Below are 14,810 nucleotides of genomic sequence, written 5' to 3'. Positions count from 1 at the left end.
AATTACAATTAAAATAAACGGTTGTGTAAAGAACGTAAAGCTTCTACTTTATGATTTGTATCCAACAAAACAGAGACATTATAATCAGACCCTCCGTATGAAATCATACGGACAGGTAAGTGCTTAACAGCATCCAATACTCGTGCCGCATAACCATGTGTATTCAAGTCAAAGTCACCTACTACACAGACAATAGTTTGCCCCTCATCAACTGAAACTGTTCCAAAGTCCTCTACTTCTTTGATGATATCCTGCAGATTTTTCGTGTCATCAATTGTCACAGATACGGCCACTTCTGATGTCGTAATCATATCGATTGGTGTCTTGTAGCGTTCGAAAATTTCAAAAACACGACGTAAAAAACCATAGGCCAACAACATCCTAGAAGAATGGATATGAATAGCAGTGATGCCATCTTTGGCCGCAATCGCACGAATACTTCCCTTTTGTCCTCCCTCTTTACTAATCAATGTGCCGCTTGCAGTCGGATCTAATGTATTCAACAAACGTACTGGTACATTATATTTTTGCGCAGGAAAAACCGATTGAGGATGTAAAATTTTCGCACCAAAGTAGGCTAATTCTGCTGCTTCATCAAAACTCAAATGAGCGATAGGAGAAGTGTTTTTTACGATACGAGGATCATTATTATGCATACCGTCAATATCCGTCCAGATCTGCACTTCATCAGCACCTATTGCTGCACCAATTAAAGATGCTGTATAATCCGATCCACCACGACGTAAATTATCGACTTCACCGAAAGAATTACGACAAATAAAGCCCTGTGTAATGAACAATGTATTCTCAGGATGATTCGCAATCAAGGGTGTCAATTTAGAGGTAATGTAATCTACAATAGGTTCATTATCTTCATCAATTTTCATGAAATCCAATGCAGGCAATAAAACAGAAGGAACATTGATCTCTGTTAAGTGAAAGTGAAACAAAGCTGTAGATAACAATTCACCCTGTGCTAAAATAATCTTCTCTTCCACAGGAGTAAAGATCTCATGCGCAAATCCTTCAATAAAATTAAAATGTGACTCGATTAAGCTCTTACCATTTTTATATCCCGCTTCAGTTTTGAACAATTCCTTAATTAGGTCTTCGTACTTGTCTTTATGCTTCTTAATCAACTCCTTTGCCAAGTCCTTGTTATCCGCAAGATAAGCTTGACCAATTTCTACTAAAGCATTTGTTGTCCCAGACACTGCTGACAACACCACAACCTGACGCTCAGAAGGGTTTACGATATCTAACAACCCTTTGATGCGCTCTGCACTACCGACAGATGTACCACCAAATTTTAAAATTTTCATACTGACTTACATTATATTTAAATTTTGCCGTGAATATAGGCAATTACTTACTTTTTTCGCATAAAAAAGCGGCACAAATACATAAGTGTTTGTGCCGCACCAAATATTGTTGCGGAAATCTACTTCTTAAGACTCTCGATAATCAACTGCGCTAATTCGACACCAATTCGCTCTTGTGCTTCATTTGTGGCTGCACCAATATGTGGTGTCAACGAAATTTTCGGGTGCTTTAAAATCCCCGTCTTCGGAGTAGGCTCATTATCAAACACATCCAATCCTGCAAAAGCGACTTTACCAGAATCTAAAGCTTCAATTAATGCAAGCTCATCAATTACACCACCACGAGCAGCATTCACCAAACCAACCTGATCTTTTAATAAAGCGAACTCTTGTACACCAATTGCTGGCTTATCCAAAAACGGCACATGTAAAGTAATGAAATCTGAAGTTTTCAACAAATCTTCCATGGATACCTGATCCACAGGTAACTCTACTTCAAATCCCTGAGTTAGTGTTAATGTCAATGTTTTAGGACCATCAGCTAAATCGTAATAAACGATATCCATGCCCATTCCCAATCCTATTTTTGCTGTTTCACGCCCAATACGACCGAATCCAACGACACCTAAAGTTTTACCTCTCAACTCCGACCCCCCAGCGTACGCTTTCTTCAAAGCTCCAAACTGGCTATCACCTGATACTGGCATCTGACGATTAGAATCATATAAGAAACGTACTCCATTCAAAAGATGAGCAAATACCAACTCTGCTACGGATAAAGAAGAAGCCGCAGGTGTGTTTAAGACAGCAATACCTTTAGAACGTGCGTAGTCAACATCGATATTATCCATACCTACACCACCACGACCTATCACCTTTAGATTTGGACAAACATCGATTAATGATTGCCTAACTTTTGTTGCACTACGCACTGTAATTGCGTCGTAGGCTTGTAATTTTTCCGCTAATTCTTCTTGCGGTATATGATTTGTATCGACTTCAAATCCGGCATCCTCCAAAAGTTTTTTTCCTGCTGGATCGATACCATCATTTGCTAATATTCTCATGATATAAATTAGATTTTATTTTTTTAATTCCTCAAACTCCTTCATCGCATCTACCAAGGCATTGATACTGGTAATCGATAATGCATTATAAATCGATGCTCTAAATCCACCTACTGAACGGTGACCTTTGATACCGATTAAATCGCGTTCTTTAGCTAAAATCAAGAACTCCGCTTCTAATTCAGCAGAATCCATTATAAAGGTCACGTTCATACGTGATCGATCTTCCACAACTGCAGTCCCTTTGAAGAATGGGTTACGGTCTATCTCATCATACAAAGTACGCGCTTTGATTATATTCTCTTGTTCAATAACTGTTACGCCACCTTTTGCTTTTAACCAACGTAAATTAAGTAACGATACAAAAATTGAAAAAACTGGGGGTGTATTGTACATCGAACCTGCACCAATATGCGCTGTATAGTCCAATATAGAAGGAATTACACGACCAGATTTACCTAATATTTCATCTTTAACAATAACCAATGTAGCTCCAGCAGGACCCATATTCTTTTGTGCCCCTGCATAAATCAAATCAAAGTCTGCAACATCAATTTGGCGGCTCAGAATATCTGAAGACATATCAACCACAATTGGAACACCTGAAGCCGGCACATCAAATACTTCCGTACCGTAAATGGTATTATTCGAAGTATAGTGGAAATACGCTGCGTCAGCAGGAACAGAAAACTGTTTTGGAATATAAGTGTAGTTTTTGTCACTCGACGAGGCAACTACTTCTACTGCTCCTATTTTTTTTGCTTCTTTAATTGCCTTTGACGCCCAAACACCTGTATCCAAATAAACCGCTTTACCACTTTCTGGTAACAAATTCAACGCTATCATGGCAAATTGTAAGCTTGCTCCTCCTTGTAAAAACAAGATGGAATATCCTTGCGGTACATTTAACAATTCACGCACCAATTTAGTCGATTCATCCAATACTGCTTCGAATTCTTTAGAACGATGCGAAACCTCCAAAATGGATAAACCTGTATTATTAAAATCAATAACAGCTTGTGAAGCTTCTTGAAAAACTTCCTTTGGCAGAATGCAAGGACCTGCTCCAAAATTATGTTTCATTGATATATAGTTTGTTTTATGTATAGCTTTCTAAGATTTGGCAAGACAATCGTTTGCTTACCAAAAACCAAAGATACAAGATTTCTTATTTAAATTTCAACAAAAAATCAATTTTAATGAAATTAACAAAAAGCAAACAGCAAAAACATACAAAGATTCTATAAAAACCACCTAAAATCATTAAAAATGATATTATTAAACCACCTAAAGTAGCATGACTTTCCAAGCCTGTATTACATCGTTATTTTTCAATAATCGTTTGGCATAAAGCTGTAAATGTACCAACCGACTACTCTCGTCTCCAATAAAGGCGTTGAGCAAGTCGTATATTTCTGGTTCATCACGAATCGCATCAATAGCATCTTCGTCTGGCAACTCCTCTACCGTCAGTAATTGTTGGATTTCCATCTTTGAGAACACAGTAGATGATTTTAAAAAGGGAGGTAAATCTGAAAATTTCATATAAAAAAAGCTGACCTTTAAACAATGTTCAAAGGTCAGCTTTATCTCTGGTATTCAAAATAGTTTTTACAATTTTTCGATAATATGATCGGCAAACTCACTTGTCTTTACAAGCGTTGCATCTTTCATTAAATTATAGAAATCGACCGTTACGGTCTTGGCTTTTATGGTTTCGCCCAATGCTTTAACAATTGCGTCGGCAGCCTCTTGCCAACCCATGTATACCAGCATCATGACACCGCTTAAAATCACCGAAGAAGGATTCATCGTATCTGTGTTGGCAAAACGTGGTGCAGTCCCATGTGTAGCCTCAAACACAGCATGTCCAGTATCATAATTAATATTCGCTCCAGGAGCAATGCCAATACCACCAACAATTGCCGCCAAAGAATCTGAAATATAATCCCCATTTAAATTTAGGGTAGCGATTACCGAATAATCCTTAGGATTCAATAAAATCTGTTGTAAGAAATTATCTGCAATTACATCTTTTATTAAAATTTTACCAGAATCCAAAGCATGTTGCTGTTCTGCATTGGCTGCCAAATCACCTTTTTCTGCTTTGGTACGCTCCCACTGTCCCCAATTATAAGTTTTATCAGCAAATTCTGTTTCAGCGAGTTCGTATCCCCAATTTTTAAAGGCTCCTTCCGTAAATTTCATAATATTCCCCTTATGAACCAAGGTCACAGAGGGTAAATTATGTTCCAATGCATGTTCAATCGCAGCGCGTATAAGGCGCTTTGAACCTTTTTCTGATACCAGTTTGATGCCAACACCCGTTTCTGATGAAAAATTATAATCTACATGCAATTCGTCACGTAAAAAATTTTGAATTTTCTGTGCATCAGCCGTACCGGCAGCGAATTCAATACCCGCATAGATATCTTCTGTATTCTCTCGAAAAATAACCATATTGACATCCTCCGGATGCTTTACAGGAGAAGGAACTCCTTCGTACCATTTCGTAGGTCGTTGACAAACAAATAAATCGAGTTCTTTACGTAGAGCGACATTTAACGAACGGATTCCACCACCGATGGGTGTTGTTAAGGGACCTTTGATACCTACCAAATATTCTTTTAACACCTGCAACGTCTTTTCAGGCAGCCATTCTCCAGTTTCATTAAATGCTTTTTCTCCTGCAAGCACCTCTTTCCATTCAATCTTCCTTCTACCTGCATAAGTTTTTTCTACAGCATGATCAAAGACCCGCACCGAAGCGTGCCAAATATCTGGCCCAATACCATCTCCAATAATAAAAGGGATGATAGGTTGGTCAGGAACCTGCAATAATCCATGCTCGGACTTAACTATTTTACTTGCCATAGTGTATTTCTATTTCTCCTTATTGAACATGTTACCGATTTCCTTACTGATTTTTCTAAAGATCGGCGCCGCTTGCACATCTTCATATTCATCAATATGATGATTGTCCACCCGGCTTGGAAATACCAGCACCACGTTGTCATTTTCATGGATACGTTCCAATTTCTTTGCCAAACCATCCAATGAATCACGATAAGACACCTCTCCATAACGGGAAGAAACATAAAACAACAGCGCATTATCCTCCCTAAATGAGATTAAACCATGAATATGATCCCAATTATCATAAATTCTAAAATTAACGGGAACTGAATTTTTGATTTCATCTAGGAACACAGTAGTAGCAGCCTCTGTGCGTTCATCACATACAAAAGTGACCGAAATAGTAAGCTCCTGTCCTAATTTTAACACTTTCTCTACCCAATACTCAAAACCAAATTCAGATTGTGATAATGGTGGAGCAAAAACGATAATTTTACTATGGGTGATAAATGGCTTTTTGAATTGGCACATCATCACATTTGCAGAAGTACGATTAAGAATACTCTCTGATTTTTCACCGACTATTTTATCCACAAAATTACTAGCACTTGGCCACCCTAAAAGAATACAATCTGCCATCACCTCTTTAGCACTTCTGCTGATTCCACTAGGAATATTAAAGTCAATTGTAGCTGCGATACTTACCTCTGTTTCACTACCTGAAGCATATTTTGCTATGTTATCAAGATTTTTACGAGCAATAGCCATATTCTTTTCCGCTTGCTCGTTATCCTTTACTACGGAGACAATACTGATCGGATGATGTGATTTCTTACTTCGCATTAAAGTAGCAAAATCTAAAATAGATTTCATATTTTCCATATTTGCTAATGGAATCATAATATGTTCATCATGTTCCTTCACAATATTGATATGGGTATCATCCTGATCCCCATCCATAACAATTTTCTTAGAAGCCGCTTCGGTTACAATAGTTGCCACGATACAAGTCACTAAAATCAATAAAATTGTCCCATTCAGTACATTCTCATCAATAATTTCATTTTTATAACCAACCATAATAACGGCTAGAGTTGCCGCAGCATGTGAACTACTCAAACCAAATATCACGTTACGTTGACCAATTGAATACTTAAAGACAAATTGTGTCACCCATGCTGCACCCCATTTACCCAATATCGCTACTACGGTCAGTGTTGCTGCCACGATTAAAGCCTCTGGGCCGCGTAGAAGAACGCTAACATCCACAATCATCCCTACACTAATTAAAAAGAATGGAATAAAAATCGCATTACCAATAAATTCGATTCGATTCATCAATGCAGACGAATGTGGAATCAATTTATTCAAAGCAAGACCAGCCACAAACGCTCCGATAATCGGCTCCAAACCCGCAATTTCAGATAAGAAAGCTGCAAAAAAAACGATGGATAGGATAAAAATATAATGGGAAGTTTTTTCACTTTCAATACGCTCGAAAAACCATTTTGCAATGCGAGGAATGACACCAAACATAATAAAGAGAAAAATAGAAAACGAAACGCCTAAGGTTACCCAAAATTCTTGTCCTATATTCCCCTGCGAAGCACCAGTGATGACTGCAAGTATAATCAACACAGCCGTATCTGTCAAAATGGTACCTCCAATAGTGATGGCGACAGCCTCATTCTTCGAAATACCGTAACTATTAACTATAGGATAGGAAACCAAAGTATGCGTAGCAAACATACTGGATATCAGTATACTGGCTAATATCCCATAATCCAAAAGATAAAAGCACACTGGAAAACCAATAGAAATAGGTATGATGAAAGTAAAAAAACCGAACATAACACTTTTATGTTTCGTCTTCTTGAATTCATTCATATCCAACTCCAATCCAGCTATAAACATAATATATAGCAAACCGATTGTTGAAAAAAGATCCACTGCCGAATTTTTCTCTAACCAATTCAATCCATGTGGACCAATAATCACTCCCGAAATAATCAAGCCTATAATGCCCGGAACCTTAATGGATCGCAATAGTATAGGCGACAATAAAATGATAAATAATACGAGCGCGAAGATGAGTACTGGACTTTTTAAAGGAGCTTCAAAAGCATGCGATAAGTGATCTAATACGTTTCTATTCATAAATATATAAGCTAGTTCAAGTATGTGTTTACAGCGGATTACCTATAGAAATCCACTTACCAAACCTCTAAAAGTAAAATATTTATTTCGGAACCACAATTAAAACAGTCATTTATTTGAAAGAAATCGCGCGCACTGGACTGATTTTTGTAATCAGTAAGGAAGGAATAAATAAGGCCAACATTCCAATAATAACCACCGATAAGTTGATCAAAGCAATGTCCGTCCAATAGAGTTTAACAGCCACATATGAGATATAATAGGTCTTTTCATCCAACTTAAAAAACTGGGTGTAATCCTGAAAGAAGTACAAACCAAGGCCAATCAAATTACCTAGAATCAACCCTAAACCAATCAGATATAACGCGTTGTACATAAAAACTCGCCGCACCCCATTATTATGAAAACCAAGTGCTTTCAAAATACCAATCATAGATGTCCGTTCCAAGATAGTAATGAGCAAAGCTGAAATCATGTTAATAATAGCTACCAAAGTAACCAATATAAAGATAATGGTAGTATTCATATCTAATAGATCCAACCACTGAAAGATATCTGCCATTTGATCCCGAATGCTTACGGCATGCAGATCCATCGGTACCATATCATCAATTTCATTTGTGGTCTGCTGTAGTTTAGAAAAATCATGTATGCGCAATTCATATCCACCAACAGCTGCACTATCCAAATTATTAAGCCTACGAATCAGATTGAGAGAACCAATGACATAAATTTTATCCAATTCTTCGGAGCCCGAGTTATATATCCCTTTAATTTCAAACTTACGTTTACGAATAGGCTGTTGTACGAAGTACATGATGAAATCATCCCCCTCCTTCAGCATTAATCTATTTGCCAAATATTTAGATATCAAGATTTGCTTTCCAGCATCATGATCAGTTCTAAAATCGATCGTATCACCAGCTACTAATATACTCTTTAGGTAGCTCTGATCGTAAGAGGTATCAACACCTTTCAGTAACACCCCTTCCACCTCATCATTAACATTGATAATCCCAGGTTTGGTCGCAAAAGCATGTATGCCCGCTACGTTGGGTAATTTTGTCAAAGTGTTCAATTCCGTTGTATCCAAGGCAATTGGTGAGTTTTCATAGGAACTATTAAGGTCATAACGTAAGACCACAACATCCCCAAAGAAACCCCCGTTGCTTGGCGGTAATCTCCGACTTAAACCCACGCAAAACAGCCACCGAAAGAATAATTGCCGCAATCGCCAAGGCAATTGCCCCTACGGTAATGCGCACAATTAATTTAGAAAAAGTTCTTTTTCCTAAAAAAGTGATTCTCTTGGCTAAAAAATATGGAAAATTCAAGCTTTTAAATTATTTATGTAACTTCGCAAAGTTAAAAAAAAATGTGAACCAGCCTATTTTATTCCTGCTGCTTCCATCACCTCAGTACTAAAATAAGAAAACAAAACGTATATGCGCATCATTTTCATGGGAACTCCAGACTTTGCAGTCGCTTCATTAGATGCACTTGTGCAATCTGGAGAAAATATAGTAGCAGTCGTTACAGCACCAGACAAACCTGCTGGTCGTGGACAAAAGCTTCACCAATCTGCGGTAAAAGTTTATGCAGAAACACACAATATACCTGTATTGCAACCAATTAAACTCAAAGACCCAATATTTCTGAAAGAACTGAAAGGCTATCAAGCAGATTTACAGGTTGTCGTCGCCTTCCGCATGTTGCCCGAAGTCGTTTGGAACATGCCAACACATGGAACAATCAACGTACACGCTTCTTTATTGCCACAATACCGTGGCGCAGCTCCCATTAACCATGCTATTATCAATGGTGAAAAAGTAAGTGGGGTATCCACATTCTTATTACAACATGAAATTGATACAGGTAACATCTTATTATCAGAAGAAGTTAATATTGCTGAAGATGACAATGCGGGCATCTTACATGACAAACTTATGCATACGGGAGCACAGCTTTTACTAAGAACCGTAACTGGTATAAAAAACAACAGCTTAACACCAACTGCCCAAAGCACATTAATTCCCGAAAATGAACTGAAGCACGCTCCTAAAATATTTAAGGAAAACTGCCTGATTGACTGGAACAATGACATTGACTCCATCTACAACTTAATTAGAGGATTAAGTCCATATCCAGCAGCTTTTACAAGCTTAGATAATAAAGTTTTAAAACTTTACAACGTTACAAAAGAATATAATACCGTAGGAGATTCACCAGGCACTTATAAAACGGACGGAAAAACCTATCTTAAATTTGCGGGAAACGACGGCTACATAAATGTTTTAGAGCTGCAAATAGAAGGCAAAAAGAAAATGGAAATTATAGACTTTCTAAGGGGTTATCGCTTTTAGTCGGTTTCTACCCCCTCTTCGGGTACATATACCATCAAATCTGCTGGCTGACAATGCAAAGCATGACAAATTGAAGCCAAAGTATCCAAACGCAACGCTTTGGCTTTTTGATTTTTAATAATGGAAAGATTTGATAGCGTGATGCCTACCTTAGCGCTAAGCTCATTCAATGACATTCTGCGATCGCGCATTACCCTGTCTAAATGTATAATAATTGGCATAATCAAAAGTTATTGTTTTATTGCAAAACACGTGAATCATTAAAAAGTTTTGGGCAAGGATAAAATATTTACGGAAACTTTGATAAGCTTAATTTTATACTGACAAATACATAAATCTTATCACAAATCATTCGCGACAGCAGAGGGCATTCATTACCAATCGTTTAGAATTCGATTTAAAAGTTCAAACACTATTATGACTTAAATACATCTTTTTGGAATAATTTTTGCTATGATATATTTTAAATAAAAAACCTCATAATCAACCAGATATAATCATACATCAGCAATAAATATTACAATAAGTCGTTTTTATTTTGTATTTTTGCAAACATTTCAGAGGAGAAAGGTATTAATATAATTAATGAGACAGCTCAAAATTACACAATCGATTACCAATCGTGAATCACAGTCTTTGGACAAGTATTTACACGAAATTGGTAAAGTAGACTTAATTACAGCAGAAGAAGAAGTTGAATTAGCACAACGTATTCGCGAAGGTGACCAAGTTGCCTTGGAGAAATTGACTAAAACCAACTTACGTTTCGTCGTATCTGTAGCAAAACAATATCAGAATCAAGGATTAACCTTAGGTGATTTAATCAACGAAGGTAACTTGGGCTTAATTAAAGCAGCTAAGCGTTTTGACGAGACAAAGGGTTTTAAATTTATCTCTTATGCGGTATGGTGGATTCGTCAATCGATTCTTCAGGCTATTGCGGAGCAATCTCGTATTGTACGTTTACCATTGAACCAGGTCGGTTCATTAAGTAAAATTAGTAAAGCATTCTCTAAATTAGAACAAGAATATGAACGCGAACCTTCACCAGAAGAATTAGCAGAAATTCTTGAAACAACAGTCGATAAAGTTTCGGATACGTTAAGTAATTCGGGCAGACATGTCTCTATGGATGCACCATTCGTGCAAGGGGAAGAAAATACCCTATTAGACGTATTAGAGAATCATGACCCAGAAACTGACAGCTCCCTTATCGATGAGTCTTTATCAGAGGAAATAAGACGTTCATTGTCAACATTGACAGAACGCGAAAGAGAAATAATTGTATTATTTTTCGGACTTGGATCAAACCACCAATTATCTTTAGAGGAAATCGGTGAAAAATTCAACTTAACGCGCGAACGTGTCCGTCAGATTAAAGACAAAGCTTTACAACGCTTACGTCATACATCTCGTAGCAAGATCTTAAAATCTTATTTAGGTTAATAGTATTAACATTATTTTTTCAGATGCGCAGCCATAAACTGCGCATTTTTTTATACCGAAAATCTGATAGCATTACTTTAACTATAAAATCTTAGCTTCTAAACTTCTAGATACTCTACTTTATCTAAGGTAATTTTTTCTCCTTCAAAATTTTAATCATTATATTTACTATTTGTAAAAATAAATTAAAGTATAAATGAAAAAAATTTTAATCATAGCTGTTACACTACTCACACTCAGTTGCAGTAAAGAGGACAAGATTGTCGAAACTACAAACTATTTCACGCCAATCGAAGTCGATGGACAGGTCATTAAAATAGCACAAGAAAATATTACGGGTAATGAAAAATGCAACACCCTTAATGCTAATATGTCTTTTAAACAAGGTGACGAAAACCTAATGCTCAATTTCAGCTTTCTAAAAACTGGCGAGCTCATCAATGTACGTTTGGATCGCATGGAAAATGGAATCGGTTTTTTCACCTACCTCACGCCCTCGTTTAACCCAGACACCACAATAAAAATCAAAAACTTCGGATTCAATCCGGATACAAAACAATTAACATTCGAATTCGAAGGAAATTTACTTTACGAACAAGAAAATTCAAAATTATTACACCTAAAAGGCAACTTCGCTACTTATTCACTTAAGAATGAAACTTGTACTGTACCTAATAATAATATTTATTATACCAGTGACAGTTTTAAATTCAACACGAAGTCTTGGAATTTTTATCACACAACAAGTGAGGAAAGCTCTTATAAGTTTTGGTCTACGTACGGTACAACCCTTGAAATAAAACTAGAAAAAAAATTAGAAGATCTACCTTTGGGTAAAATTCCAGTAGGTAAACTCCCGAGTGCAAACCAATTAATATTAAAAAAATATGTTGGCCCTATGATTGCAACGCAACAACCTACAACTTCAGAAAGTGATTTTATGACTTACACGGTCGTTGGAACAATTGATATCCAAGAAAAAATTACTTTAGGTACTGATAAATATACAAAAGGTACAATTGATCTTGATGCCATTTATGACGGGAAAATAATGTTTCAAGTGAGAGACATGAATTTCCAAATAAAAGACTTTTAATTTAGCTATATAAGCCCATCTAAAAGAGATAGCCATACACTAAGTGTATGGCTATCTCTTTTTATAAAATCCTTGGATATGCGGTTGTCACTTATTGCATGTAACCTAAACACCAAAAACTACCATATGCTGGATCCTTTATTGCGCTACAACAGTGTACGTCGCAATTCAGCAGGAGATTCTGGAGACAAATACCCTAAAGGAATATCAAAGACAGTACAAGCACCAGTTTGACCTGCAGCAGCTAACTTACATACAGCTCTTGCATAGGCGACCAATACACTTGAAGTAAATTCTGGATTATCTTCCAGAGCCAAGTTGAATTCAATACGTTGCTTAGTTCCATTACCTGTTATTCCTGTACGGAATACTGTACCACCATGCGGCATACTTGAGTGTTCGGCTAATAAATCCTCTTCACTAATAAAATGAACAATAGTCTCGTACTGATCAAAATAGTGCGGCATTGTTTTGATTGTATTTTCTATAGCCACTTTGTCCGCATCAACTTCTGCCACAACATAGCAGACACGTTGATGTTTCTCCGCCGTTGTTAATTGAGGATTTTCACCCGCACGAACCTTTTCCAATGCGCGCTCTAAAGGAATGGTATACTGCACACCATTCTTTACACCATCAACACGTCTTACCGCATCAGAGTGTCCTTGACTTAAGCCCTTACCCCAAAAAGTATATTCCTCTCCAACTGGTAAAATACTCTTTCCTATTAACCTAGCCATAGAAAACAATCCTGGATCCCAGCCCGTAGAAATTAAATTCAACGTATTATTCTCTTTTCCAACTAAATCAATGCGATCAAAGTATTCGGGAATCTTGGCGTGTGTATCAAAACTATCTACCGTATTGAACAACTGCCCAACCTGCAATACTTGTTCTGGCAAATCCTTCGCAGATCCTCCACAAAGGATCATCACATCTATCTTACCAACAAATTTGGAGATTTCAGTGATAATATGTGCATGAGGGCCAATATCTAATAATGCAGGATCCCTTCTTGTAAAAATTGCAATGAGCTCCATATCTGGATGTTGGCGAATAGCCAATTCAACTCCTCTTCCCAAATTACCGTATCCAACGATACCAATCCTTAAAACATCTTTTTTATTACTTTCCATTTCTTCTAATAATTCGTTAAATAGCTCTTTAAGCTACTTATTTGCTCATTTTAATTGACACATCCTTAAAGCTTATCATTAGAATACACCTATGTGCAGTAAATAATAAAAGGTTATTATAATAGATAAGATGGATTAATGAAGTTAATATTAACTTGAGCTATGACCTACAAAAATAACTAAAATGTCGGAAAAAATGTAGTACTAGAAGGATAAACTTAGCATTGGGATTAATCACTATACTCATCTTAAGGATTGAGTTTTTATTTGATACTTTTCAGCTCGAAATCCTAAGCGATAAACGTCACTTTAAAAAATTAAATTTGCAACTAAAATTTATATTCATTTACATTTTAGCAAAATTTCATATTTTTGTTCCTCTTCCACCAACCGTTCAATATTATCACTACAAACAAATGGCTGCAATTGTCTGAATTTCTCCGAACACCATTCATAAATTTTCAAATCAATCAATGTCAAAATAACCTCTTGAGAAAACCTAAATTTAATAAACTTCGCAGGATTACCACCCACGATACTATAAGGAGCAACGTTCTTTGTAACTACCGAACCAGAAGCGACAATAGCACCTTCTCCAATATGAACACCAGGAAGCAATATAGCACGTAATCCTAACCAAGCACCATCGCCAATAATAGTATCACCTTTACTCTCATAAGATTCTGTTATTGTTTCCATAAAAGGATACAGGCTAAACCAATCAGAACGATGGGTATTATTACCCCCCATTAAAATAACCACTTCAGCGGCGATACAGACATGCGATCCAATATACAATTGGTCGACTTTCCAGGTTGATTTCCACTGACTTACACTATATTCATCACCATATAAATAGCGAACAACACTTTCCTCAAAATTTCCCGTCCAAGCGTTACTATAATAACTTGTCGTTCCTTTTATATGAATATTAGTGTTCGTATTGGTTTGGTGTAAATACTCTACCTTAGACCAATGCTTAAGTTGCATATTCGGATTATTCTCTTTTCCGTCCATTACCTACAATGTAGCAAATATTTCGTATATCGATTAATTTAGTATAAAAAGATCGCTTAATCCTTCATTAAAAACATTTTTATATTCAGTATAAATCAACATAAACAAACTGCTTTTTAGACATCCCACCTTACATAATTTTGATTGAAATTATTAGCTAAAACAATATTTAAACTTCATCAAATCTCATATTGAAGTCAAGGATATTCCACAGAATTACTTACTCTTCTTCAACTGTAAATCAAAATAGTCATAATAGGTCAAATTCGAATAGTCATCTAGACTTGTCAATATGCCATATTGGAAAAATATCATAAGAAAGGCTTACATAAAAATGTAAGCCTTTCTTA

14 protein-coding genes are annotated in these 14,810 nt (G+C 36.5%); 4 read left to right on the top strand and 10 right to left on the bottom strand.

Annotated features, from left to right (window positions below):
- Window positions 1-8: 8 nt before the first annotated feature.
- From ACFX5U_RS06865 to ACFX5U_RS06835, 7 genes are all read right to left on the bottom strand, one after another.
- Window positions 9-1,322, bottom strand: coding sequence for an aspartate kinase (locus ACFX5U_RS06865; protein ID WP_038697338.1), 1,314 nt, complete (start codon window positions 1,320-1,322; stop codon window positions 9-11).
- A 119-nt stretch (window positions 1,323-1,441) separates the two neighbouring features.
- A complete protein-coding gene (locus ACFX5U_RS06860; RefSeq protein WP_400262842.1) occupies window positions 1,442-2,389 on the bottom strand; it encodes a D-2-hydroxyacid dehydrogenase in 948 nt (315 codons plus the stop codon).
- Window positions 2,390-2,404: 15 nt separating this feature from the next.
- The gene (serC, locus tag ACFX5U_RS06855) at window positions 2,405-3,472 is read right to left on the bottom strand and encodes a 3-phosphoserine/phosphohydroxythreonine transaminase (RefSeq protein WP_038697334.1); all 1,068 of its coding nucleotides are present in this window, start codon (window positions 3,470-3,472) and stop codon (window positions 2,405-2,407) included.
- A 204-nt stretch (window positions 3,473-3,676) separates the two neighbouring features.
- Entirely contained in the window at window positions 3,677-3,880 is a 204-nt protein-coding gene (locus ACFX5U_RS06850) for a hypothetical protein (RefSeq protein WP_280568994.1), read from the bottom strand.
- A 120-nt stretch (window positions 3,881-4,000) separates the two neighbouring features.
- Window positions 4,001-5,263, bottom strand: coding sequence for an NADP-dependent isocitrate dehydrogenase (gene icd, locus ACFX5U_RS06845; protein ID WP_400262841.1), 1,263 nt, complete (start codon window positions 5,261-5,263; stop codon window positions 4,001-4,003).
- Between the two features lie 9 nt (window positions 5,264-5,272).
- A complete protein-coding gene (locus tag ACFX5U_RS06840; RefSeq protein ID WP_280569000.1) occupies window positions 5,273-7,402 on the bottom strand; it encodes a cation:proton antiporter in 2,130 nt (709 codons plus the stop codon).
- A gap of 112 nt (window positions 7,403-7,514) precedes the next feature.
- Window positions 7,515-8,495, bottom strand: a complete 981-nt coding sequence (locus ACFX5U_RS06835) for an ABC transporter permease (protein WP_400262840.1) — start codon at window positions 8,493-8,495, stop codon at window positions 7,515-7,517.
- 77 nt (window positions 8,496-8,572) lie between these two features.
- On the opposite strand from ACFX5U_RS06835, the gene ACFX5U_RS06830 reads away from it, so the two are divergent.
- Together ACFX5U_RS06830 and fmt are read left to right on the top strand one after the other, a co-directional pair.
- The gene (locus tag ACFX5U_RS06830) at window positions 8,573-8,827 is read left to right on the top strand and encodes a hypothetical protein (RefSeq protein ID WP_400262839.1); all 255 of its coding nucleotides are present in this window, start codon (window positions 8,573-8,575) and stop codon (window positions 8,825-8,827) included.
- 20 nt (window positions 8,828-8,847) lie between these two features.
- Window positions 8,848-9,765, top strand: coding sequence for a methionyl-tRNA formyltransferase (fmt, locus tag ACFX5U_RS06825; protein WP_280569007.1), 918 nt, complete (start codon window positions 8,848-8,850; stop codon window positions 9,763-9,765).
- Here fmt and ACFX5U_RS06820 read toward each other — a convergent pair.
- Window positions 9,762-9,986: a helix-turn-helix domain-containing protein gene (locus ACFX5U_RS06820; RefSeq protein ID WP_400262838.1), complete on the bottom strand. Its 225-nt coding sequence runs from the start codon at window positions 9,984-9,986 to the stop codon at window positions 9,762-9,764. The two genes, fmt and ACFX5U_RS06820, sit on opposite strands and share 4 nt — an antisense overlap.
- Window positions 9,987-10,350: 364 nt before the next feature.
- Here ACFX5U_RS06820 and ACFX5U_RS06815 point away from each other — a divergent pair, with 364 nt between their 5' ends.
- Both ACFX5U_RS06815 and ACFX5U_RS06810 read left to right on the top strand, forming a co-directional pair.
- Window positions 10,351-11,211 (top strand): RNA polymerase sigma factor RpoD/SigA, encoded by an 861-nt coding sequence (locus tag ACFX5U_RS06815; RefSeq protein WP_038697314.1) that lies wholly within the window; start codon window positions 10,351-10,353, stop codon window positions 11,209-11,211.
- Between the two features lie 196 nt (window positions 11,212-11,407).
- Window positions 11,408-12,307, top strand: coding sequence for a hypothetical protein (locus ACFX5U_RS06810; RefSeq protein WP_280569014.1), 900 nt, complete (start codon window positions 11,408-11,410; stop codon window positions 12,305-12,307).
- A 146-nt stretch (window positions 12,308-12,453) separates the two neighbouring features.
- Here ACFX5U_RS06810 and ACFX5U_RS06805 read toward each other — a convergent pair whose 3' ends face one another.
- Together ACFX5U_RS06805 and ACFX5U_RS06800 are read right to left on the bottom strand one after the other, a co-directional pair.
- Window positions 12,454-13,443, bottom strand: a complete 990-nt coding sequence (locus tag ACFX5U_RS06805) for a diaminopimelate dehydrogenase (RefSeq protein ID WP_280569017.1) — start codon at window positions 13,441-13,443, stop codon at window positions 12,454-12,456.
- Between the two features lie 342 nt (window positions 13,444-13,785).
- Window positions 13,786-14,460 carry a CatB-related O-acetyltransferase gene (locus ACFX5U_RS06800; RefSeq protein ID WP_280569020.1) on the bottom strand — a complete coding sequence of 225 codons (675 nt, stop codon included), beginning with the start codon at window positions 14,458-14,460 and terminating at the stop codon, window positions 13,786-13,788.
- Window positions 14,461-14,810: the final 350 nt, after the last annotated feature.

It is taken from the genome of Sphingobacterium sp. SG20118, from assembly GCF_044740685.1.
Lineage (GTDB): Bacteria > Bacteroidota > Bacteroidia > Sphingobacteriales > Sphingobacteriaceae > Sphingobacterium.
Note: the sequence above shows the minus strand (reverse complement) of the source record. Positions and strands in the feature narration are given on the sequence as shown.

Excerpts from the sequence above, each read along its gene's own strand:
- ACFX5U_RS06865 (WP_038697338.1), bottom strand. The coding sequence starts at position 1,322 with ATGAAAATTTTAAAATTTGGTGGTACATCTGTCGGTAGTGCAGAGCGC.
- ACFX5U_RS06805 (WP_280569017.1), bottom strand. The coding sequence starts at position 13,443 with ATGGAAAGTAATAAAAAAGATGTTTTAAGGATTGGTATCGTTGGATAC.
- ACFX5U_RS06810 (WP_280569014.1), top strand. The coding sequence starts at position 11,408 with ATGAAAAAAATTTTAATCATAGCTGTTACACTACTCACACTCAGTTGC.
- ACFX5U_RS06820 (WP_400262838.1), bottom strand. The coding sequence starts at position 9,986 with ATGCCAATTATTATACATTTAGACAGGGTAATGCGCGATCGCAGAATG.
- serC (WP_038697334.1), bottom strand. The coding sequence starts at position 3,472 with ATGAAACATAATTTTGGAGCAGGTCCTTGCATTCTGCCAAAGGAAGTT.
- ACFX5U_RS06860 (WP_400262842.1), bottom strand. The coding sequence starts at position 2,389 with ATGAGAATATTAGCAAATGATGGTATCGATCCAGCAGGAAAAAAACTT.
- fmt (WP_280569007.1), top strand. The coding sequence starts at position 8,848 with ATGCGCATCATTTTCATGGGAACTCCAGACTTTGCAGTCGCTTCATTA.
- ACFX5U_RS06850 (WP_280568994.1), bottom strand. The coding sequence starts at position 3,880 with ATGGAAATCCAACAATTACTGACGGTAGAGGAGTTGCCAGACGAAGAT.
- ACFX5U_RS06815 (WP_038697314.1), top strand. The coding sequence starts at position 10,351 with ATGAGACAGCTCAAAATTACACAATCGATTACCAATCGTGAATCACAG.
- icd (WP_400262841.1), bottom strand. The coding sequence starts at position 5,263 with ATGGCAAGTAAAATAGTTAAGTCCGAGCATGGATTATTGCAGGTTCCT.
- ACFX5U_RS06840 (WP_280569000.1), bottom strand. The coding sequence starts at position 7,402 with ATGAATAGAAACGTATTAGATCACTTATCGCATGCTTTTGAAGCTCCT.
- ACFX5U_RS06800 (WP_280569020.1), bottom strand. The coding sequence starts at position 14,460 with ATGGACGGAAAAGAGAATAATCCGAATATGCAACTTAAGCATTGGTCT.